Origin of the sequence: Salegentibacter maritimus, assembly GCF_016236915.1 — a bacterium.
In the GTDB taxonomy this organism is placed as follows: Bacteria; Bacteroidota; Bacteroidia; order Flavobacteriales; family Flavobacteriaceae; genus Salegentibacter; species Salegentibacter maritimus.
The window spans coordinates 31,457-52,129 of the sequence record NZ_JAEHOK010000017.1 but is presented as its reverse complement, the minus strand read 5'-3'; the positions used below and the strand labels follow the sequence as shown (position 1 = coordinate 52,129).

At 37.0% G+C, this 20,673-nt stretch carries 19 protein-coding genes and 1 tRNA gene; 10 read left to right on the top strand and 10 right to left on the bottom strand.

Going from position 1 to position 20,673, the window contains the following annotated elements:
* Window positions 1-67: 67 nt before the first annotated feature.
* The 4 genes from I6U49_RS12850 to I6U49_RS12835 all read left to right on the top strand — a co-directional run bounded on the left by I6U49_RS12850 (window position 68) and on the right by I6U49_RS12835 (window position 2,735).
* Window positions 68-646 (top strand): YceI family protein, encoded by a 579-nt coding sequence (locus I6U49_RS12850; RefSeq protein WP_193710209.1) that lies wholly within the window; start codon window positions 68-70, stop codon window positions 644-646.
* Window positions 647-650: 4 nt separating this feature from the next.
* Complete coding sequence (locus tag I6U49_RS12845) at window positions 651-1,925, top strand: acetyl-CoA hydrolase/transferase family protein (RefSeq protein WP_193710210.1); 1,275 nt, start codon at window positions 651-653, stop codon at window positions 1,923-1,925.
* 126 nt (window positions 1,926-2,051) lie between these two features.
* A complete protein-coding gene (locus I6U49_RS12840) occupies window positions 2,052-2,333 on the top strand; it encodes a hypothetical protein (protein WP_193710211.1) in 282 nt (93 codons plus the stop codon).
* Window positions 2,334-2,342: 9 nt separating this feature from the next.
* Complete coding sequence (locus tag I6U49_RS12835) at window positions 2,343-2,735, top strand: group III truncated hemoglobin (protein ID WP_198629112.1); 393 nt, start codon at window positions 2,343-2,345, stop codon at window positions 2,733-2,735.
* A 115-nt stretch (window positions 2,736-2,850) separates the two neighbouring features.
* Here the strand turns inward: I6U49_RS12835 and I6U49_RS12830 are convergent, their stop codons facing one another.
* The 6 genes from I6U49_RS12830 to I6U49_RS12805 form a co-directional block, all read right to left on the bottom strand.
* Window positions 2,851-3,480 carry a carbonic anhydrase gene (locus I6U49_RS12830; RefSeq protein WP_198629111.1) on the bottom strand — a complete coding sequence of 210 codons (630 nt, stop codon included), beginning with the start codon at window positions 3,478-3,480 and terminating at the stop codon, window positions 2,851-2,853.
* Between the two features lie 195 nt (window positions 3,481-3,675).
* On the bottom strand, window positions 3,676-4,419 hold the full coding sequence (locus I6U49_RS12825) for a universal stress protein (protein ID WP_198629110.1): 744 nt from the start codon (window positions 4,417-4,419) through the stop codon (window positions 3,676-3,678).
* An 85-nt stretch (window positions 4,420-4,504) separates the two neighbouring features.
* Window positions 4,505-5,536 (bottom strand): response regulator, encoded by a 1,032-nt coding sequence (locus I6U49_RS12820; protein WP_193710215.1) that lies wholly within the window; start codon window positions 5,534-5,536, stop codon window positions 4,505-4,507.
* A 34-nt stretch (window positions 5,537-5,570) separates the two neighbouring features.
* On the bottom strand, window positions 5,571-6,803 hold the full coding sequence (locus I6U49_RS12815; protein ID WP_198629109.1) for a PAS domain-containing sensor histidine kinase: 1,233 nt from the start codon (window positions 6,801-6,803) through the stop codon (window positions 5,571-5,573).
* 600 nt (window positions 6,804-7,403) lie between these two features.
* Window positions 7,404-7,931: a ribosome maturation factor RimM gene (gene rimM, locus I6U49_RS12810; RefSeq protein ID WP_198629108.1), complete on the bottom strand. Its 528-nt coding sequence runs from the start codon at window positions 7,929-7,931 to the stop codon at window positions 7,404-7,406.
* 14 nt (window positions 7,932-7,945) lie between these two features.
* A complete protein-coding gene (locus I6U49_RS12805; protein ID WP_193710218.1) occupies window positions 7,946-8,512 on the bottom strand; it encodes a 30S ribosomal protein S16 in 567 nt (188 codons plus the stop codon).
* Window positions 8,513-8,777: 265 nt separating this feature from the next.
* On the opposite strand from I6U49_RS12805, the gene I6U49_RS12800 reads away from it, so the two are divergent.
* The 6 genes from I6U49_RS12800 to I6U49_RS12775 all read left to right on the top strand — a co-directional run bounded on the left by I6U49_RS12800 (window position 8,778) and on the right by I6U49_RS12775 (window position 17,353).
* Complete coding sequence (locus tag I6U49_RS12800) at window positions 8,778-9,224, top strand: ferritin-like domain-containing protein (protein WP_198629107.1); 447 nt, start codon at window positions 8,778-8,780, stop codon at window positions 9,222-9,224.
* Between the two features lie 279 nt (window positions 9,225-9,503).
* The gene (gene dnaE / locus I6U49_RS12795; RefSeq protein ID WP_198629106.1) at window positions 9,504-13,895 is read left to right on the top strand and encodes a DNA polymerase III subunit alpha; all 4,392 of its coding nucleotides are present in this window, start codon (window positions 9,504-9,506) and stop codon (window positions 13,893-13,895) included.
* Between the two features lie 362 nt (window positions 13,896-14,257).
* A complete protein-coding gene (gene trxA, locus I6U49_RS12790; RefSeq protein WP_057482647.1) occupies window positions 14,258-14,575 on the top strand; it encodes a thioredoxin in 318 nt (105 codons plus the stop codon).
* Between the two features lie 192 nt (window positions 14,576-14,767).
* The gene (locus tag I6U49_RS12785; RefSeq protein WP_193710223.1) at window positions 14,768-15,700 is read left to right on the top strand and encodes a DUF58 domain-containing protein; all 933 of its coding nucleotides are present in this window, start codon (window positions 14,768-14,770) and stop codon (window positions 15,698-15,700) included.
* A gap of 87 nt (window positions 15,701-15,787) precedes the next feature.
* Window positions 15,788-15,861 (top strand) — tRNA-Asp (locus I6U49_RS12780).
* Between the two features lie 241 nt (window positions 15,862-16,102).
* Complete coding sequence (locus I6U49_RS12775) at window positions 16,103-17,353, top strand: site-specific integrase (RefSeq protein ID WP_198629105.1); 1,251 nt, start codon at window positions 16,103-16,105, stop codon at window positions 17,351-17,353.
* A 62-nt stretch (window positions 17,354-17,415) separates the two neighbouring features.
* Here the strand turns inward: I6U49_RS12775 and I6U49_RS12770 are convergent, their stop codons facing one another.
* The 4 genes from I6U49_RS12770 to I6U49_RS12755 all read right to left on the bottom strand — a co-directional run bounded on the left by I6U49_RS12770 (window position 17,416) and on the right by I6U49_RS12755 (window position 20,519).
* Window positions 17,416-18,177 carry a VIT1/CCC1 transporter family protein gene (locus tag I6U49_RS12770; RefSeq protein WP_198629104.1) on the bottom strand — a complete coding sequence of 254 codons (762 nt, stop codon included), beginning with the start codon at window positions 18,175-18,177 and terminating at the stop codon, window positions 17,416-17,418.
* 430 nt (window positions 18,178-18,607) lie between these two features.
* Window positions 18,608-19,357 carry a hypothetical protein gene (locus tag I6U49_RS12765; RefSeq protein WP_198629103.1) on the bottom strand — a complete coding sequence of 250 codons (750 nt, stop codon included), beginning with the start codon at window positions 19,355-19,357 and terminating at the stop codon, window positions 18,608-18,610.
* Between the two features lie 19 nt (window positions 19,358-19,376).
* The gene (locus tag I6U49_RS12760) at window positions 19,377-19,655 is read right to left on the bottom strand and encodes a helix-turn-helix domain-containing protein (RefSeq protein ID WP_198629102.1); all 279 of its coding nucleotides are present in this window, start codon (window positions 19,653-19,655) and stop codon (window positions 19,377-19,379) included.
* A gap of 627 nt (window positions 19,656-20,282) precedes the next feature.
* Window positions 20,283-20,519: a BfmA/BtgA family mobilization protein gene (locus tag I6U49_RS12755; RefSeq protein WP_198629101.1), complete on the bottom strand. Its 237-nt coding sequence runs from the start codon at window positions 20,517-20,519 to the stop codon at window positions 20,283-20,285.
* Window positions 20,520-20,673 lie beyond the last annotated feature (154 nt).

Here is a 20,673-nt window from a genome sequence, read left to right as displayed (position 1 = left end):
GTTTTTAGCAAGTTTTCAATACAGAATCTATTGCGTATCTTTATACAAATGCCTTAATTTAATCAGGATGAAAACTTACTTCATACTTTTCTTCACTCTAATTTTTGCTATCCCTGGTATAGCACAGGCCAATTTTGAAACCAAAGAAATATCAATTCTTCCTAATAGTAATTTAAGCATTACCGGAACTACAAATATCACCGATTTTGAATGTGCTTTTAATACACTTTGCTTTAAAAATGACAGTTTTAAAGTGCATTATTCAGAAAACGACAATATTCTCTACTTTAAAAATAGCGTTCTACCTTTAGAGAACATCAATTTTGATTGTGGAAATAGAAAAATAAACAAAGATTTTCATGACCTGCTTAAGACTGAAAAACATCCGAAAATTTTATTAAAGCTGAAAGAAATAGACATGAGCCGTGGGAAAGATGCCATGGTTACATTAACTTTCAATATAGCAGGAATAGATAGGGATTATGAATTTCCGGTTGAGATTACCCGGGATAAACAACTTTGTTTTGACGGGAAATTGCAGTTAAATATAGAAGATTTTAATTTGGAAGCCCCCAGTAAAATTTTTGGCTTAATTGTAATACACGAAGAAATTGAGATCAATTTTAACCTGAATATTCAAATCTAAATTCGTGAAGAACCTTAAGATATTGTCAGCTCAGCAAGCGGTTGCCATGGTAGAGTCTGGCAATCGTATATTTTTTCAGGGTGCTGCAATGACCCCTGTAACGCTAATTGATGCCTTGTGCGAACGTTATAAGGAGTTAACAGAAGTAGAAATTTTTCATATTCATACTGAAGGAAAGGCGAAATACACTGAAGCTCCGTATTCACAGGCTTTTAATATTAACAGCTGTTTTGTTGCCGGAAATGTTAGAAATGCTGTTAATTCTAATAAAGGTGCCTACATTCCTATTTTCTTAAGTGAAATTCATAATCTCTTCAGAAGAAATCTACTTCCGCTGGATGTTGCATTTATACAGGTTTCCCCACCCGATAAACATGGTTATTGCTCACTTGGCGCTTCTCTAGACATTACGCTTCCGGCCATTCAAACAGCAAAAAAAGTTATTGCCCAAATTAACCCAAAAGTTCCAAGAACGCACGGCGACGGCATTATTCACTGTAGCAAAATTGATGCTGCCATTGAAGTTAATAAACCTATTCTTGCTAAAAGCATTACAGAGCCCACCGAAATTGAAAGGCAAATTGGTAAACACGTAGCTGAATTAATTGAAGATGGTGCTACCCTACAAATGGGAATAGGAGGTATTCCCAATGTGGTTTTAAGTAATCTCCAAAATCATAAAAACCTGGGTATACATACTGAAATGTTTTCTGACGGAATTTTACCTCTTGTTGAATCGGGTGTAATCACAGGTGCCAATAAAGAAATAAAAACCGGAAAACTGGTGACTTGCTTTGCGTTGGGATCGCCTAATTTATATGATTTTATAGATGATAATCCCATAGTTCATTTTAAAGAAGCAGCGTATACCAACGATACTGCTATTATTAGGCGAAACCCAAAAATGACCGCTATTAATTCGGCTATAGAGATAGATCTAACCGGGCAGGTTTGTGCCGATACCATTGGTAAATATCAATATTCTGGAGTTGGAGGGCAAATGGATTTTATAAGAGGTGCTGCTCTTTCTGAAGGTGGAAAACCTATTATTGCGATGCCCTCAACTACCAAAAATGGAATCTCTAAAATAGTACCTGTGCTAAAAGAGGGTGCCGGTGTAACCACCACAAGAGCTCATGTGCATTATATAGCAACCGAATATGGTGTTGTTAACCTCTATGGAAAAAACCTAAAGCAAAGGGCTAAAGAGCTAATCTCTATAGCGCATCCCGATCATAGGGAGCAACTAGAAAGGGAGTCGTTTACTCAATTTAACTAAAGCATTTTTTTAATGAATTTAAAGCCTGAAAGAATATATATTCTTTCAGGCCTTTTTTTGGCTTATGATTTCACTCATAAGCCGGGTTTTGCTCATGCCGTAAATTTGATCTCAAATCAAAAAATTATGAAACTTTACAATAATTTACTGAGAGATTTTAAAGAATTGAGCTTAGCCCATTATGCCTTGGGGATTATTGCCTCCAGTTGCCTGGGATCTGTAGCTGCTATGTTAATTTTAATGAAGGGACATACGCTTTTTGATATGTTTCAACTATTTATTGTTGTAAGTGTTTGTATGGGCTATAACGCTTTGGTTTTAGCTCAATTTAAACCAAAAATCATATTCAATTCCTTATTAATAAGTCTGGCAACATCTGCTATCTTTATCATTATTAATATTTTTTAAAAGCTTTTTATGCCAGCCGATATCAAAACCCGGGAAGATGTTTATTTACTTGTTTGCAATTTCTATAAAAAAGTAAGAAAAGACCCTGAGATTGGTCACTTCTTTAATGAAGTTATACGAGATTGGGATGCACATATTGAAAAATTAACCGATTTCTGGGAAAGCAACCTTTTTTTTAAGGCCCTGTACAAGGGAAATCCGCAAAAAGTCCATGTAAAGGTAGATAAGGAAAACAATCAGGAAATTGCTTCTTATCACTTTGGAATATGGTTAAACCTGTGGTTTGAAACTATAGACCAATTATTTAGTGGAGAACTGGCAAACCGGGCTAAAAATAATGCCCGAAAAATGTCTTCACATTTATATTTAAAGATATTTCAGGCAAGGGAAAGTAAAGCATAAAAGACAGTCTGGAAAAATTTTAAACTTTTCCCAGACAGCTTTTTAGAAATGTTTGTTTCCCCTAGAATTTAATCTAAATAATTATTTTCTAAAGAAAAGCGGATAATTAAAATATCTAACTATCTAAATGATAGATTTTCATTACATCTTTCAGGATTTCTGAAAAGTCAATTTTCAAGTCAATCAGCTTACCAGAATGAATGTCAAAAACCCAACCGTGTACGGCTATACCTCTATCTAAAACCGCTTTCTGTACTTCTGCAGTTTTTATAACATTAATACACTGCTCCTGTACATTTAATTCTACAAGTCTTTTATATCTTGCTTCTTCGTCTTTAATAGCGTCCAGCTCGGCCTGGTGAATACGGTATACATCCCTAATATTTCTTAACCAGGGATTTAAAATACCTAAATCCTGAGATTGCATAGCGGCTTTTACGCCTCCGCAATAATAATGACCACATACTACAACGTGTTTCACCTTAAGGTGTGCAACAGCATAATCTATTACAGACATAGCACTTAAGTCGGTATTCGGTACCATATTGGCAATATTTCTATGTACAAAAACATCGCCTGGTGCTACACCCATTAATTCTTCAGCCGTAACCCTGCTATCTGAACATCCTATATAGAGAATATCTGGATCCTGACCTTTAGAAAGGTTGCTAAAGTAATCTGAATCTTTCTTTAGTTTTTCCTGAATCCATTCCTTATTGTTTTCAAAAATTTGTTTAATCTTCATTGTTTTGGTTATATAAAGTTAACATCCTGTACCCAAAAGTATCAGCTTTCATTTTTTTCTTCCAAATAAAAGCAATATTTCTTTTTAGGAAACGCGCATAAACTTAGGTTTTTCTCTGATAAATTGCAAAAGCACAATTATCTAAAAGCTATATTTTAATAAGCTAGTGAGAAACTTTAACCAAACTTTAAAAGTCTACTCATGAAGTATAAGCACGGGAAGGTCTTGTTTTCTTGTTTCTACCGTAGAAAGCCTATTTAAAAGCTTCTCTGTTATATGGAGTTGACGGGCAAAAAATAAGATTAAATTGGCTTTTGAAGTGGCTTCGGGCCAAAAACTTTCCAGAAAATCTGATTCATGTTTTAAAATTTGCTGGTTTATTTTGTAGTCAATCAAATTAAAATCATCTATCTCTATACCAGAATCTTTTAAATCAAAGCCCCATACGTTTAGTGCAGCATCTTTTACCACCGGCAGTTTTTCAAGTAATTGCAAAGCTTCGATATTCACCGGGAAGCGTAAGTCTAATGGAAGGTATAGTTTTTCCCATTCTTTAAAATCGCAATTAGGGACTACCAAAACCGGGCATTTCACTTTTTTGGCCACACTACAGGTATTACCGCCAAGCCCTTGAAAATTAGACGTATTTTTCCCTGAGGCCCCCATAACAATAAGGTCTATGTGATTTTCTATAACAGCCTTACGGGTTGCATAAATAAGGTTGTCTGAAAAAGGAAGTGCCGAAAAACGATGCTTTTCAGATTCAGGTTGCTCTTTAAGTTTATCTACTAATGCTAAAAGTGATTCCTCTACCTGTGTACCTTCCCCATTAGATGCATGAAGCACGTAAAAATGGGAGTTCCCAGAACTTAAGTTCAGGGCATAATTGGCAGCATGAAATGCCTGAGTAGAAAAATCTGTAAGTATTAAAACGTTCATGAGCTTGAAATTCAGCACTAAATTTTGGCCAAAAATAGCGTGAAAGATCAATCCCAAATATGATTGCCGTCAGGTCTTTATGAAATTAACTAATATGCTCCAGTTTTTCAGCGTCCAGTAGTTTTACATTTCTTCCTTCAATTTCTATAAGTCCTTCTTTTTTAAAATCGGAAAGTGTTCTTATTAAAGTTTCTGAAGCAATACCCGCTACCCCCGCCAGATCGGCCCGGGAAATCCTAATACTATGCAACGGGTTTTTCTTTATTTTATGTGCAAATAATAAAATGGTGCGTGCTGTTTTTCTTCTTACCGAAGCATAAGCAACTTCCATTAATTGTTCTTTTACCCCCATTAGATGGTCTCCCATTTCCTGTAGCAATTCTATGCTAATAGTACTGTTGTTTTTTAATATATCGCGTAAATCATCTTTAGAAACCACATATAGCAAACTATCTTCCATCGCGGTAGCATATTCTCCATAAGCCGAATTCTTATTAAAGCTTAGGTTTCCAAAGAAATCATCTTCTTTATATAATTCGGTAATCATTTCTTTTCCACGACTATCAAACTTATGAGCTTTTACCACTCCGCGGCCCACCATATAAAAATGAAGTGAAGATTTTCCTTCTTCATAAATATTTTCTCCGGCTTTGAAATGTACCTGCTCCCTGGTTTTCATCATGCTTCGAAATGCCGATAAATTCTGGATAGCTTCCTTCTCATTAGTATTCTTCTGTGCTTTTATAATTGCTATTTTAGCCAACCGGCTCTCAATAGCGCTTACCAGGTCTTCCTCTTCAAAAGGTTTGGTGAGATAATCGTCTGCGCCAAGGTCCATCCCTTTCCTTACATCTTTATGCTCTGTTTTTGCCGAAAGAAAAATAAAGGGAATGCCTTTCGTCTCCGGATCTTCAGACAGTTTGTTGAGTACTCCGTAGCCATCAAGTTCTGGCATCATAATATCGCAAACAATAATATCGGGGATCTCTTTTTTAGCCTTTTCTACCCCTTTTTTTCCATCGGGGGCAGTTACTACTTCATAATTTGACAACTCCAATAATTCTGCAGTGTTCTCTCTTACAGTTACATCATCTTCAATTAAAAGTATTTTTTTCATTTTAAGCTATTTTCAATTAACACCCAGACGATATTTATCTGTTTTGGTTGGGTAGTATTACGGTAAATTTAGAACCTTTATTTTCTTCACTTTCAAAAAATATGGTTCCCCCCATATTTTCAACATGTACTTTAACGATATTAAGCCCAATACCCGTACCCTGATTTAATAAGGCATTTTCGGCTCTAAAATAACGCTCAAAAATATGTTTTTGATCTTTTTGGGGAATTCCCATGCCTTCATCTTCTACCTCAAAAATAATTTTTTTATCCTTTGAATAGATCCTAAAATAGATAGTAGAATCCTCTGGTGAGTATTTTATAGAATTTCCAATTAAATTTGATAAGATAAGCTCTAATATTTTTTCATCCTGATACAGGGTTATATCCTCCATATCAATGTTATAATCTATTTCCTGCCCATACTTGAGCGTAACATTGGCATTGTAAATTACCTCATTCACTAATTTGTTGAGACTAAAGGCTGTGTATTTATAATTTACATTTCCTGATTCCAGGCGTTCCAGTGAAAGAAAATCATTAAGAATATTATTTAGATAATGCACCTTGTTTTTTATTGTGGTAAGGTGCTTGGTTCGTTTTGTCTGTTGCTCGGTTTGGGTGTATTTTTCAGCTAAAAGAGCAGACGTAAGTATCCCGCTAAGCGGAGTCTTAAATTCATGCGAAACCAGGGAGAGAAACTTTGTTTTCAACTCGTTGAGTTCCTTTTCCTGTTTTAAAGCTAGTTTAATACGCTTTTCTGCCTCTTTTCTTTTGGCGATTTCTTTTTCAAGGTTATCAACTGTGTTGCTAAGCTCCTGGGTTCTAATTTTTATCTTGCCTTCCAGTTCAGTGTTTAATTCTCTAATCTGACGCTGATTCTCTTTTCTAATTGTAATATCTACTATTAAAGACATTACAAAACATTCTCCATCAACTTTAAACGGATTTAATCCTGCTTCTACCGGAAATTGTTCTCCACCTTTTTTCACTCCGAACAATTCCCTGCCATGGCCCATTCTTCGCTTTTCGCTATGTTCCATGAAACTATCAAAATGTTCGTAGTGATTAGCCTTATACTTTTCTGGAATAAGAATGTTGAGGTGCGCTCCTAAAAGTTCATCTTTACTGTAGCCAAACATTTCTAAGGCCGCTGTATTTACCGTGACTATTATTTGCTTTGCATTTACAACCACAACACCTTCAGAGGCCGCTTCAAATAAGGTATTAAATACTTGCTCGTTTTCTTTGAAAAATTCTAGAGGCACATTTTATTACTTTAGATTTAAGGAAACTAAATTACAAAGTGTTGAACAAATTATTAAGAAAACGGGGCTTTAATTTCAAAGAAAAGCAAGCAAAAAAATCAGTGGCAATGGGTTCTAACTATAAATTATTCCTTCAAATAACCTGATTTTTTATACAACTGCTGATTTTCACCCTTAAACACAATTAAAGTTTATAGTTTAAGCTGGTTTTGTGGTTCTTTTTGCTTATTCTTTAACAGATGGATAAGTGCTTTAATATAGCAGATTTGTGTAGTAAACTTTCTAAAAGCAAATTATCACGGGGTGAGCCTCTCGAGGTATTCGTTGGAAACAAATTTTAATTTCGAGGCAGGCCCCGGGGTATTATACCCTGTGGTGGTGCGAATAAAAAGGCCTCTTGTTTTCCAGGTGGGGCAATAAGAAAACCGGACAAGGAGATCCTGCGGTTCAGGAGTTCTCAATTAAAATAGGGTTTAGTATTAAAGTTAAAATGGCTTTATAATGCATTTTAGAATTATGCATACCTATTATAGTAAAAGCAGGATACCTCGAATACTTACTAACCAGCTAAATAATTATTAGTTTGTAGCAAGCAAAAAATTAATTCAAATACAATTCCACGAGACCCTCAGGGGTACTTACATAAATAGCTTTATTTTCTTTGTCTATTTTGTCTATAAACTCATCGTTTATAGGAATAAGGATTTGCTTGCCATCCTTTTCTATTTCAAAGAGAGCTTGTGCTGTACTGTCGTTTACAGAAGTGACTTTTCCAATATTGCCGTGAGTGGCATCTATTACGTCAAAGCCTATAATTTCGTGAAAGTAAAATTGATCGTCTTCCAGTTCCGGAAGCATAGTAAGCGGAAGATACGTGAGGGCGCCTACCAGGTCTTCGGCATCCTCCTCAGTTTCAATATCTTCAAATTTAACACGCAGTAAGCTACTTTTCTGCAGGTTACTACGTTCAATAAAAAATGGAACCAGGTTCTCATTATATTCAATGAGTACTGATTCCATTTCTAAATACATTTCGGGAACATCGGTGTCTAATTTAATAAGCACCTCGCCCTTAAAGCTAAATTTACCAACGATTTTACCTAAAAAGAAACACTCGTCTTTAGTCATCGCCAGTTAAGGTTTTAGCCTTTTTTCTCTTCGGTTTTTGCTTCTTCGGCAGTCTCTTGATCAACTTCCTTATCAGCATTTGCCTCTGGTTCACCTTCTTCGGTTACTGCTGCTGCTTCAGCTTCAGCTGCCGCTTCTTTAGCCTCAGCTTCACGCTTGTCGCTAACCTCTTTTTCAGCTGCAAGAGCTTTCTTTCTAGCTTCTTGCTCTTCTTTAGTTAGGTTATCTTTTTTAGCGGCGATTTTAGCTTCTTTTTCTTCCAACCAGGCTTCGAATTTCTTCTCAGCTTCTTCTTCAGTTAAAGCGCCTTTTTTAACGCCACCAGCAAGGTGCTTTTTAAGTAAAGCTCCTTTGTAAGAAAGGATAGCACGAGCCGTATCGGTTGGTTGTGCACCATTTTCTAACCACTTTACCGCACTGTCTACATCTAACTCAATAGTTGCAGGATTGGTATTTGGATTGTAAATTCCTATTTTATCTAAAAATTTACCATCTCTTTTAGCACGCGCATCTGCGGCTACGATCCAATAAAAAGGTTTTCCTTTTTTACCGTGTCTTTGTAATCTTAATTTTACTGGCATAAAAATTAAATTGTGGGGTTCCCGACCCCGGTTATTAATAAGGCCGCAAAGATACTATATTTTTCTAACACACAAGAGGTTGGCCGTAAATAAATTTATAGTCTTGAAATTGGCATAGAACCAGAAAAATCAAGAAATACTTTTTCTACAAAAGTAACATAGTTGTTAAAAGCAGTTAATTAGTGCTAAAGCCTGTTAAACAGCTTTTTGCTGTAAGAATTGCGTTTTATCTTTAGGGTTCAATTTTACGTTAAAAAGATTGCCTATGAACTATTCTGAAAAAGTTGCCGGCGAGCTAAATACATTATTGAAAAAGAACAAGGACGCCGAAAAAGGTTATCAATATGCCGCTGAAAACGCACAAGATTCGCAACTGAAAGCATTTTTCTCTGAACGGGCCCAGGAACGTTACGATTTTGGGCACGAACTTGAAACTGAGATTCGCGATTTTGGTGAAAACCCTGAAAGGGGCAGCAGTTTGGCCGGAGACGCCCATCGTACCTGGATGAACCTTAAGAGCAGCCTATCTTCTAATAAAGATGAAGCTGCCCTGGAAGAGGCGGTTAGGGGCGAGCAGGTGGCGGCAAATGAATATGAAGAAGTTTTAAAAAACCCGGAGATACCACCAACTACAGCAAATTTATTGCTGAAGCAAAAAAACGGAATTGTTGCAGCCCTCAATAAATTAAAAGGAATAAAATTACAGACCTGATAAGAAAAATAAAAATTATGCGAACAGATGTTTGATTGAAGTAGTAGTTTTTAGTGTTCGTATGAGCCTCACAGTATATCGTTCAACGGTTTCTGTGAGGTTTTTTTGTGCTAAATTCTAAAAGCAACTAAAAACTAATGTTATGGAAGTCGTTAATAAATCCTGAAAGATAAGCTTGAAGCTGCGCTAAATTATATGTAATTTTAGCCTCAAATCAATTGGTTTGAATTCCTGGGTCAATCGACTGATATTCAGATTAATTCCTAATATTTACCATACATGTACCTCATATTTGATACTGAAACTACCGGTCTTCCCAAACGTTGGGACGCCCCTTTAACCGATTCTGACAACTGGCCAAGATGTATTCAAATTGCCTGGCAATTGCACGATGATATGGGTAGGCTTATAGAAAGTCAGGATTACCTGGTGAAGCCCGAGGGATTTAATATTCCTTATGATGCCGAAAAGGTACACGGGATTTCAACCGAGCTTGCCGCCGAAGAAGGTATTCCGCTTAGCGAAATGTTGGAGAAGTTTCAGGAAGCTTTGAGTAAAACAAAGTTTGTTGTTGGTCAAAATGTGGGGTTCGATATTAATATAATGGGTGCCGAATTCTATAGGGAAACCATGGAAAATAACCTGCAGGAATTACCGGTTTTAGACACCTGTACCGAGGTGACCGCCCAAATGTGTAAAATTCCCGGCGGACGTGGCGGTAAGTTTAAATTACCCACCCTAACCGAATTACACGAATATTTGTTTGGAGAGCCTTTTGGAGAAGCGCATAACGCTACTGCCGATGTAGAGGCTACTACCCGATGTTTTTTAGAGTTGGTGCGCCAAAGAGCCTATACCAGCGAGCAGCTTGATGTTGCTGATGATTATTTTGAAAATTTTTCAGAGGCCAATCCGCAGCCTATAAAGCTTATTGGCTTAAAGCATATCAATCTTAAAAAAGCTTCCGATAAAATAAGGAAAAAGCTTCAGAAACAGGAGCCTTCCGAGGAAATTACTACCGAAGAAATTGAAGAAAACCTCGAAAAACTTGATGAGGTCCTTTTTTCACATTTACATAACCATTCCCAGTTTTCCGTATTACAGTCAACCATAAGTATAAAAGATTTGGTAAGCGTTGCAGGAAAAGAAAACATGCCTGCTGTAGCCCTTACCGACCATGGGAATATGATGGGGGCTTTTCACTTTGTAAAAGAAGTAGGAGATTATAACAAAGCCGTAAAAGCAAAAAACGAAGCTGCCCTGGCCAATAACGAACCTGCAGACGCCCGGGAATTAAAAGCTATTATAGGTTGTGAATTCTTTATTTGTGAGAATCACGCCGATAAATCCAGAAAAGATAATGGTTACCAGGTGGTGATGCTGGCCAAAAATAAAAAAGGCTACCACAACCTGGCCAAAATGTCTTCTAAAGCCTATACCGACGGGTTTTATTATGTGCCCCGAATAGATAAAGAGATTGTAAAGCAATACAAAGAAGATGTTATTGTGCTTACCGGAAACCTTTACGGGGAAGTTCCCAGCAAGGTATTGAATGTAGGTGAAAAACAAGCAGAGGAAGCTTTGTTATGGTGGAAAGAAGAGTTTGGCGACGATCTCTATATTGAAATTATGCGCCACGACCAGGAAGATGAAAATCGCGTAAATACAGTGCTGGTAGATTTTGCCAAAAAGCATAACGTAAAACTGGTAGCTACTAATAACACCTATTATTGCGCAAAAGAAGATGCCAATGCCCACGATATTTTGCTCTGTATAAAAGACGGTGAAAAACAGGCAACGCCAATTGGCCGCGGACGTGGTTATAGGTATGGTTTACCCAACCAGGAATACTATTTTAAGAGTGACGAAGAGATGAAAAATCTCTTTAAAGATCTGCCCCAGGCTATTAGTAATGTGCAGGAAGTTGTAGATAAAATTGAGCCTTTTGAGTTGGCACGAGATGTTCTCTTACCTGCTTTTACCATTCCTGAGGAGTTTTTAGTAGAAGAAGATAAAATAGACGGTGGTAAACGTGGAGAGAATGCTTATTTAAAGCACATTACCTTTGTTGGTGCCAAAGAGCGTTACGGGGAAATCACACCAGATATTGAAGAACGACTAAATTTTGAGCTTTCGGTAATTGAAAATACCGGGTATCCCGGTTACTTCCTTATTGTGGAAGATTTTATTAGGGAGGCCCGAAACCTGGATGTTTCGGTAGGTCCCGGTCGTGGGTCGGCTGCGGGAAGTGCAGTGGCCTATTGTTTGGGAATTACTAATATAGATCCTATTAAGTACGATTTGCTTTTTGAGCGGTTCCTGAACCCAGATCGTGTGAGTATGCCCGATATTGATATTGACTTTGATGATGAAGGTCGAAGCAGGGTTATGGACTATGTAATTGAGAAATACGGTGCTAACCAGGTTGCACAGATTATCACCTACGGTACCATGGCCGCAAAATCTTCCATTAGGGATACTGCCAGGGTACTTGACCTTCCGTTAGGTGATGCCGACAGGATTTCTAAATTGATCCCTACTATGTCCAAGCTGGGAAAGATCTTTGGATTGGACGACAAAGACCTTAAAAAGAAATTTAGGAGCGAGGATTTAGAAAAAGTAAATGAACTTTTAAATATTGCGGAAGGAGACGACCTGGAAGCGCAAACGGTAAATCAGGCCCGAATCCTGGAAGGTTCGGTTAGGAACACCGGTATTCACGCCTGTGGGGTGATTATTACCCCGGGTGATATCACCAATTATGTACCTGTTTCGGTCGCTAAAGACTCTGATCTTTATGTAACCCAGTTTGACAACTCGGTGGTGGAAAATGCCGGACTGCTAAAAATGGATTTCCTGGGTTTAAAAACATTAACCCTAATTAAAGATACCGTTCAAATAGTAAAAGGCAGGCATAATATTGATTTGGTACCCGATGAATTCCCGTTAGATGATGAAGAAACCTATAAGCTCTTCCAACGTGGGGAAACGGTAGGGATTTTTCAATATGAATCGCCGGGAATGCAGAAACACATGAAGGATCTTAAGCCTACGGTTTTTGATGACCTTATTGCCATGAATGCTCTTTACCGTCCGGGACCTATGGAATATATTCCGAGTTTTATTGCACGTAAGCATGGAGACGAAGAGATTTCCTACGATTTACCCGAAATGGAAGAATACCTGCAAGAAACTTACGGGATTACCGTTTACCAGGAGCAGGTGATGTTGCTCTCGCAAAAACTGGCGGGATTTAGTAAAGGTGAAGCCGATGTTTTACGTAAAGCCATGGGTAAGAAAATCTTTGCCTTACTCGAGCAACTAAAACCAAAATTTTTGGACGGTGGAGAATCTAAGGGCCACCCAAGAGAGGTCTTGGAAAAGATTTGGAAAGACTGGGAAGCATTTGCTGCCTATGCATTTAACAAATCGCACTCTACCTGTTATGCCTGGATAGCCTATCAGACAGCTTATTTAAAAGCACATTATCCGGCAGAATATATGGCTGCGGTGCTTTCAAACAATATGAATGACATTAAGCAGGTGACCTTTTTTATGGAAGAATGCAAACGCATGAAACTAGAGGTACTTGGCCCCGATGTTAACGAGTCTTTTTATAAGTTTTCGGTGAATAAAGATAACGCGGTTAGGTTTGGGATGGGAGCTATTAAAGGAGTAGGCTCTGGCGCTGTGGCAACTATTGTAGAAAACAGAAAAACCGCAGCCGGACCGTACAAATCTATTTTTGATATGGCAAAACGTATAGATTTACGGGCGGCCAACAAGAAAGCTTTTGAAAACCTGGCGCTCGCGGGTGGTTTTGACGGATTTGGAGATACCCATCGTGCACAATATTTTCACGACGATGGCGATGGAATCACCTTTCTTGAAAAGGCGATAAAATATGCGGCCAAATTTCAGGAGAATGAAAATTCTTCCCAGGTAAGTTTGTTTGGGGAAGCCAGTGAGGTGCAAATCCCAGAACCGGTAGTGCCGCCTTGTGAAGAATGGGGTACTATGGAGAAGCTTAGAAAAGAACGCGAAGTGGTAGGGATTTATATTTCGGGCCATCCGTTGGACGATTTCAAGTATGAGATGAATTATTTTTGCAATTCTAAGCTGGGAGAATTCCAGGATCTTGAAAAATGCGTAAATCGAGACCTTACTTTTGGAGGCGTGATAAGCGATGTGCAGCACCGTGTTTCAAAAATGGGGAAAGGTTGGGCTATGTTTACGGTAGAAGATTATACCGATACATATGAATTTAGGATGTTTGGAGAAGAATATCTCAAATTTAGGCATTTCTTGGTTCCAAATTCTTTTGTGCATATCAAGATTTTTGTGAAAGAAGGCTGGACTAATAAGGAAACAGGCAAAAAAGGAGAGCCACGTATTCAATTTAACAATATTTACTTGTTACATGATGTGATGGACCAGTTTGCTAAAAAGCTTACTATACAGCTGGATATTGCCGATCTTCAGGAAGAAAAAATCGATTGGTTTAAAGATGTTTTTAGAACCCATAGGGGAGATCATAAATTGAATTTTGTGGTGTATGAGATGAAAGAACAGGTGAAACTGCATATGCCCAGTAAAAAGCAAAAGGTGAAAATATCGCAAGAGCTATTACATACGCTGGAAGAAGAACAGGTTATGTATAAGTTGAATTGATTTCAGTTCTCAGTTGTGAATTGTGAGTTGTGAGTTGTGGGTGTGGCAATCTTTTGTTCTCTGTTATTTTAATTTCTTTGGGAACTTGCAGTCGTCTATATAGGTCACGTATTCAATAATAATTATTTTTACTGTAACTGCTTACTGCCAACCAGCCAACTGCTCACTGATTTTTCCGGTTAGGGATTGAAGCCGGCTACCATGTAGCGCTGAAAGCCCGACCCCGGGCTACAAGCCTGGGGTAACCGCCAAATAAATCCCTTGAATAAGTATATAACCAAATACAATATCACTTGTGTAAGGAAAGCAAAAATAATTGACTAATTTTGTGATTTAAGTATAACAGAAAAAAATAAACAATTATGGCTATTGAAATAACTGATGCGAATTTTGAAGAACAGGTGCTAAAGAGCGAAAAACCTGTTATGGTAGATTTTTGGGCTGCCTGGTGTGGACCTTGTAGAATGGTAGGCCCAATCATTGACGAGATTAGTACTGAATATGACGGGAAAGCTGTTGTAGGAAAACTAGATGTTGATGCCAACCAGGAATTTGCTGCGAAATATGGAGTAAGAAATATTCCTACCGTACTTATTTTTCAAAATGGTGAAGTAGTAGGCCGCCAGGTAGGCGTTGCGCCAAAAAACACGTATGCTGAAGCTTTAGATGAATTGCTATAAGTTTTAGCATTTATAATGATAAACCCGGTCTTGTGCCGGGTTTTTTATTGGTGCCGCCAAAGGGTGTAATACCCCGAAGCTTGCCTAAAAATTAATTTTTTTTCAGCGAATGTGTTGTGGGCTTGCCTCGAGGTAGTTTATTTGGTTTTAACTGCAGTGCTTTAACCCGGGCTTTTCTTATATTAGAGGCTTATGAATTTAAAGGAAGAAATATATAGTTCGGCTGGGGGTTTTATGCAGTTAGAGCTTTTGGCAAGACAAATTGTAGAAGGTTATATCTCGGGAATTCATAAAAGTCCGTTTCACGGGTTTTCGGCTGAATTTGCTGAACATAAGATTTACAATAATGGTGAAAGCACCAAGCATATAGACTGGAAGCTTTTTGCCAAAACCGATAAGCTTTATACAAAACGCTACGAAGAGGAAACCAATTTACGTTGCCATTTTATTTTGGACAATTCGGCTTCCATGCACTATCCCCAGGTGAATAAATTCTCTATAAATTCACTTAATAAGATTGGGTTTTCTGTGCTATCTATTGCCAGTATTATGCAAATGCTAAAGCGCCAGCGAGACGCTATGGGCCTTAGTATTTATAGCGATGAATTTGAGTTTTATTCCCCTGAAAAAGGCAGTGACCGGCAACAATATAGGCTGCTAGATGCCTTAAACAAAAGCCTGGAGGTGAAAACCGGGCACAAAGAGACCAAAACTTATACGTTTCTTCACCAGATTGCTGAAAAATTAAAACGACGTTCCCTGGTTTTTTTATTTACCGATATGTTCCAGGCCGATACCGAAGAAGCGGCCCTTTTTGAAGCGTTAAGACACCTAAAGTATAATAGGCACGAAGTGGTGTTGTTTCATGTTATGGATAAAAAGCGTGAATTGGAATTTGATTTTGAAAATATACCGAAACGATTTACCGATGTGGAAACCGGAGCAGAAATAGATCTCTATTCGGATAATATTAAGAAAAGTTATCAAAAAGCGGTGAAAGAATATGTTGAAGACCTTAAATTGGAATGTGCTAAATATAAAATTACTTATGTAGAAGCCGACATCAATAAAAACTTCGATAAAATTTTGATGGCTTATTTTGTTGAAAGACAAAAGTTTGCCTAATTCGCCGAAAAAAAACTTAAAAAAACTTTTAAAAAAGGTTTGTGTAATTATAAAACAGGTGTATATTTGCACTCGCAATAACGCAACGGTCTGGTAGTTCAGTTGGTTAGAATACCTGCCTGTCACGCAGGGGGTCGCGAGTTCGAGTCTCGTCCAGACCGCTTTTAAAGCACCAAAAATCACTCAAAAGCCTCTAAATCAGTCATTTAGAGGCTTTTTTTATTCCCAGAAATGTCAAAATAACACAAAAACACCTAAGTTATTGGTGCTGAATTCGGTGCATATTTTTTTACAAATTTATATGCACCTCGAAACTCCTAATGACCTGTTAATAAATTAGTTGCGTCGTTTTCTTAACACTTTAATTTTATACCTTGAGGTGCATATTTAAAACAAGCACCGATGATCAATGCACTATTTATTACTTTTTATCCAAAGAAAACGACTTCTAAACAAAGTACAGAAGCTGTTATTTACGCTCGTCTTACCTACAATAGTAAGCGTACAGATTTTACAACATCCAGAAAAATTGATGCGAGTAAATGGAATAGTCAAACCAATAGCGCCCGGGGGAATTCCGTGCAAGCAAGAGCATTAAAAAGATACCTTGATGATATGCGAGCTTCCTTATATGAGATTCACGATCGTTTGGTAAGAGAAGGTAAAAAGATTTCTGCCAGGATTATTAAAGATATCTATTTGGGCAAGGAGGAAAAACAATATATGTTGGTTGAAATTTTCCAGGATCATAATGATGAAATGGAAAAACTAATTGGAAAAGGCTATACCAAAGGAACCTTGCAACGATATAATGCCTGCAAGAAGCACATTGAAGATTATCTGGCATTTAGGTATAGGTCTAAAGATATTCCAGTAGAAGATGTAGATCATCAATTCATTACCGGTTTTGATCATTTTTTAAAATCAGAAAAGGACTGTGCTCATAATACAGCGCAAAAGTATATTGTAAATTTTAAAAAGATTATCCGAATTGCCTACGCGAACCAATGGATAGAAAAAGATCCTTTTTTCCATTGGAAAGGAAAATGGAAATCTTCAGAACGCGAATATTTAACAGATGCAGAACTTCAGTGCGTGGTGGAAAAGGAATTTGACTTACCGCGCCTGGATATGGTTCGGGATGCCTTTGTGTTTTGTTGCTATACCGGGCTGGCCTTTGCCGATGTAGAAAAACTATCGGAAGATGAAATTATACCTGATATAAATGGTAAAAATTGGATTAAAACAAAACGACAAAAAACAAAATCGCTTAGTAGTATACCTGTTTTGGATGTTGCACAAGCGATCCTGGATAAGTATAAAGATCACCCTCGGGTAAAGACAGGTAAGGGGGTAATACCTATTTTATCAAACCAGAAGTATAACTCATATTTAAAAGAAATAGCAAATGCCTGTGGCATTAAAAAGAATCTTACAACTCACTTAGCCCGGCACACCTTTGCAACCACTGTAACGCTATCTAAAGGGGTTCCTATTGAGTCTGTAAGCAAGATGTTAGGACATAGGTCACTTAAAACAACTCAAATTTATGCTAAGGTTTTAGATGAGAAGGTAGAAAGGGATATGGAAAAGTTGCAGGAACAACTTTGGATGGAACAAAAAAGCCAGAAAAAAGAGGATGGCCTGGCCTAAAATGAATTTAAATATTCAAATTAAGTAATACTCTGCTAATCAAACCGTATTCATTAAAACACTTATAAAAACATTTTTTCCAGTACATCTCCTACAAAATAAGCAAGAAAAGCTGCAATTCCACCTAATAATAGCGTTTCTAGAATTCCTATTATTACATTTTTTTCAGTTACCAAACTTTTTAGTGCTCCCACAATTGAAAGTGCCACTGCGGTAAGAATACAGGAGTAAAGAAAAAGTTGAGAATTTAGGTTGGTGGTATCATTACTCATAAATACATAGGAAAGCAAGGGAACGGCGCCAACTGCTATAAAACTTATAAAGGTGACTCCGGCTGTTTTATAGGGCGTTTTTTCACCCCTAACCATTTCGAGTTCCTCTTTCATCATAGTATCTACCCAAACATCTTTATTGGCTGTTATTACTTCTACTACCTGCTCCAGTAATTCTCCACTAAAACCTTTCGCGCTATAAATTTCTCTTATTTCCTGAACTTCCTTTTCCCTTAAATTTTCAATTTCCCAATATTCTACCTGCCTGTGTTTATCAAAATTGTCTTTTTCGGCTTTAGTAGAAAAAAAATTACCTACCGACATCGAAAATCCATCTGCTATTAAATTAGCTAATCCCAAAATAATCACCACAGAGATCCCGAGGCTGGCACCTTCGGCACCGGCTACGACAGCGAAGGTTGTTATGGCTCCATCTATACCTCCGTAAACAAATTCACTTATATACTCCTTATTGAAAAATAATGTTTTCCCACCCGAATGAAGTACCGCTTCATTTTTTGGAGATTGTTCTGGTTGTTTGTTTTTTAGCATAATGACTTTATTGGCACCGCCAAATGGTGTAATACCCCGAGGTAGTTTACTGATTATTAAAGTTAACAGAAAAAAATTAAAAAAATCTGGCTATTGAAAGGTTAAAACAGATTAGCAAAGCTTTTTTTCCGTTTTGTTTATCTTCTTCTCATAGGCAACAGCTGATAAATTGTGATTATTGTTTTTTGCTGTCAAGATCTATTGTTACGCTTCCATTTGGTACTCTTCTAAATAATATAGTACGAATAAATTCAACTAGTCCAAAAAATGGACAAGTAAGAAACAAGTAGTATACAAGCCACAAACTAGTTGTAAACTAGCTTTGTTACGGTTTTGCCCCAAAGAGGAACAAAGGCGCTATCGCGCTTAAACAAATCAAACTTTGGCCAACAAGTTTGTTTAATTTTAATTTTCTCCATAAACCTTTTCTTTATGTTTTCAGCTTTTTCCGTTTTTTAAAAAGAAAAAGAGGTAAAATAGTATCAATTAGCTGAAAACGGTAGTTTCCTTCTACAAACACAATATTGTTTGGCTTATCATTGTAGTCTAAACATAGTTCCATCGCTTTTTTGTTTGGAATTATTGCCCCATAGTTCTTTTTGACCTCCAAAAGCTTTTGCTTTAAGGCGTAATTTTTAAGTCGGGAAGCTGTGGTTGCTGAAATTTTGAAAATACTACCAATACCCAAAACAGAAAGGGGCGCAGGAGCTTCTTTATAATTAAAGTGAGGAGATAGAAAATGATAGGTACTGCCTTTTATCTGTACGCTTTTCTTTCTCCTTACTTCTCTCCAGAAGTCTTTATGAAGATATCCATAAATAATTGCCCCGGTAATTGCTTTAATGTTTCGGTAAGAATTAAAATCTACCGGATAGGAAAGCCGAACCCTCCAGTTATTCTCACTTCGTATTCTGTCAAAAGATTTTATGATATAATACCCGGTTTTTGTATTATAAGTTAACCATCCTTTTCTCAAAAGGAATTCAATGTATTTGAGCGTGGTCTTCCGGGAGCCGATCTCTTCAGTGAGTTCTAAAAATAAAAGCTCGCCATCATCCAGTTCTGTTTTTCCGCATTTATAAAGCAATTTTAAAGCTAAAAAGAATTGGAGCTTTTTCGCATAGCCTTGTTGCTGTGCATCTATAAATAGCTGAATGGGAACAGAGATTTCCGAAATCATTTTGTTAAGAATTATAAGGCTAAGTCTGTTTTTTTCTATGCCGATTGATAAAATCTTTAATATCCTTTAGACTGTAATAGATCTTACCTTTTACCTGGGCGAATTCAATAAGGCTCTCTTCCCGCCAATTTTGTGCGGTCTTAGCGCTAATTTTAAATAATTGTATAAAATCGGCATTATCCAGAAGAATAAGTGTTGGGTCTTTGATTTGCCGTATCCTGAATTCCCTGGTGAGCTGTTCTATTTTAGTTTCCAGGGAATGCATACTTACTAAAAATGGATGCGTGTTTTCTTTCATAGTTTTTTCAGTTTAATGGTTATTAATCTTTCAAAGCCTTCACGGATTAAAAAATCATAGTAGTTTGCCTCAAACCAATACTGATTTAGAGTCAATAAATTCTAAAAATGATGTTTTAGATAGGTACTCTTACCGGCGAAGTCAAATCAAAAGGTGGGCAAGTAAGTACTTTGCTCTTTAAAATTAAATAATATTCTGATATTAAGTAAGTTAAGAGCTATTTTTTTTAGGAAAATAAATTTGATACTATTTGATGTATTTTGATAATACAAAACTTAGAAATTAGCTTTTAGGATCACAAAATATCCCAAAACGCACTAATTAAAATGCTGACTTTAAAACCATTTACTTTTTTCATCTGGAGCATTTTCCTTTTTGATGTCGAAAACAAGCAAAAAGTAGCGAAGAAAGATCATTTTCTACCCTTCATTTCATTTACTTCTTTCAGCGCCATCGCATTCCCTTTTGATGTGATTTATTATTAGGCTTTAAAATTATAAAGGAGCTATAAATAGCCCGCCGGTTTATGCGCTCCGGGGAATTTTAAAGCTTGTTCCTTTAACATCAAAAGGGAAGGCGTAGGGAAGGAGGTTTTTATTAAGAAATTCGAGGGGTAAGATCGGAGAATTATTTATAAAAGTCGGGATCGCTGTCATCTTCCTCATAATCCCTTTTTCGATTCTCGTAATTATTTTTAGGATCTGCAGCTTCCATCAAAGACTCCAGGATTCCTAAAGTTGGGTTTACTTTGTTTTTCTCCATATCCTTCAAGATTGCGATCACTGCATTTATTCTTTTTTTAATAAGGTTTTCCAGAGTTTGCATTTTTGGCCCCATTAATTCATTGGGAGAGATATTATTCATTTCAAAAAAATCTGGATATCTCGGATCGTTTTGTGCCAGTTGTTTCGGTTCGTTTTGTGTGGACTTGCAAGAAAAAGTCGGACATTTTTTCTAAGACCTATGCTACATTTTTAAATTGATAAAATTTTTGTTCTACTTCATAAGGAGTTTTATA

Coding starts and splice junctions, on each gene's coding strand:
- trxA (WP_057482647.1), top strand. CDS start 14,258: ATGGCTATTGAAATAACTGATGCGAATTTTGAAGAACAGGTGCTAAAG.
- I6U49_RS12850 (WP_193710209.1), top strand. CDS start 68: ATGAAAACTTACTTCATACTTTTCTTCACTCTAATTTTTGCTATCCCT.
- I6U49_RS12840 (WP_193710211.1), top strand. CDS start 2,052: ATGAAACTTTACAATAATTTACTGAGAGATTTTAAAGAATTGAGCTTA.
- I6U49_RS12830 (WP_198629111.1), bottom strand. CDS start 3,480: ATGAAGATTAAACAAATTTTTGAAAACAATAAGGAATGGATTCAGGAA.
- I6U49_RS12800 (WP_198629107.1), top strand. CDS start 8,778: ATGAACTATTCTGAAAAAGTTGCCGGCGAGCTAAATACATTATTGAAA.
- I6U49_RS12755 (WP_198629101.1), bottom strand. CDS start 20,519: ATGAATAATATCTCTCCCAATGAATTAATGGGGCCAAAAATGCAAACT.
- I6U49_RS12785 (WP_193710223.1), top strand. CDS start 14,768: ATGAATTTAAAGGAAGAAATATATAGTTCGGCTGGGGGTTTTATGCAG.
- I6U49_RS12825 (WP_198629110.1), bottom strand. CDS start 4,419: ATGAACGTTTTAATACTTACAGATTTTTCTACTCAGGCATTTCATGCT.
- I6U49_RS12835 (WP_198629112.1), top strand. CDS start 2,343: ATGCCAGCCGATATCAAAACCCGGGAAGATGTTTATTTACTTGTTTGC.
- dnaE (WP_198629106.1), top strand. CDS start 9,504: ATGTACCTCATATTTGATACTGAAACTACCGGTCTTCCCAAACGTTGG.
- I6U49_RS12765 (WP_198629103.1), bottom strand. CDS start 19,357: ATGATTTCGGAAATCTCTGTTCCCATTCAGCTATTTATAGATGCACAG.
- I6U49_RS12770 (WP_198629104.1), bottom strand. CDS start 18,177: ATGCTAAAAAACAAACAACCAGAACAATCTCCAAAAAATGAAGCGGTA.
- I6U49_RS12805 (WP_193710218.1), bottom strand. CDS start 8,512: ATGCCAGTAAAATTAAGATTACAAAGACACGGTAAAAAAGGAAAACCT.
- I6U49_RS12760 (WP_198629102.1), bottom strand. CDS start 19,655: ATGAAAGAAAACACGCATCCATTTTTAGTAAGTATGCATTCCCTGGAA.
- I6U49_RS12820 (WP_193710215.1), bottom strand. CDS start 5,536: ATGAAAAAAATACTTTTAATTGAAGATGATGTAACTGTAAGAGAGAAC.
- rimM (WP_198629108.1), bottom strand. CDS start 7,931: ATGACTAAAGACGAGTGTTTCTTTTTAGGTAAAATCGTTGGTAAATTT.
- I6U49_RS12775 (WP_198629105.1), top strand. CDS start 16,103: ATGATCAATGCACTATTTATTACTTTTTATCCAAAGAAAACGACTTCT.